Origin of the sequence: Microtetraspora sp. AC03309 (assembly GCF_020826795.1) — a bacterium.
GTDB lineage: Bacteria > Actinomycetota > Actinomycetes > Streptosporangiales > Streptosporangiaceae > Microtetraspora > Microtetraspora glauca.
Map to the genome: position 1 here is coordinate 1 of NZ_JADDIL010000368.1, position 603 is coordinate 603.

The 603-nt window shown below is 66.8% G+C and carries 1 protein-coding gene; it reads right to left on the minus strand.

Features of this window, described 5'->3' with window-relative positions; genetic code table 11:
* Positions 1 to 88 precede the first annotated feature (88 nt).
* Positions 89 to 603: response regulator transcription factor (locus IMZ11_RS43380; RefSeq protein WP_228649500.1), on the minus strand; the 515-nt coding region annotated here is incomplete at its 5' end.

Consider the following 603-nt stretch of genomic DNA (forward strand, 5'->3'; position numbering starts at 1 on the left):
ACCCGCACATGGTCGAGCGCATGCGCGCCGAGGCCCACGTAGGCCACCGCCATGAGCCGGAACTTCAGGAGAGTGTGCGGTGATCGTGCTACTGGGGACTGACCAGCCCGGCGTCGTACGCGTGGATGATCGCGGCGGCCCGGTCGCGTAGGTCGAGCTTGAGGAAGATGTGGCCGATGTGGCTCTTCACAGTGAGCCCGGAGATGGTGAGCTCATCGGCGATCTCGGCGTTCGAATACCCCTTGGCGATCAGCGTCAGCACATCGAGTTCGCGGGCCGTGAGGTCGCCGACCGCGGCTGCGCGGCGCGGCTCGGCCGCCTTGCGGTAGGTGGTGAGGACCCGAGAGGTCACCGCGGGGTCGAGATAGCTGTCGCCCTGTGCCACTGCCCGGACGGCCCGGATCAGTTCCTCGGCAGAGGAATCCTTCAGCACGAAGCCGCTGGCACCGGCGCGCAATGCGCCGCTGAGTAACTCGTCATCGTTGAATGTGGTCAGCGCCAGTACCGGTGGCCCGTCCACCGACGTCACCTGCCGCGTCGCCTCGATCCCGTCGACGCGTTTCATGCGTAGATCCATCACCACCACGTCGGGGCGGTACCGAC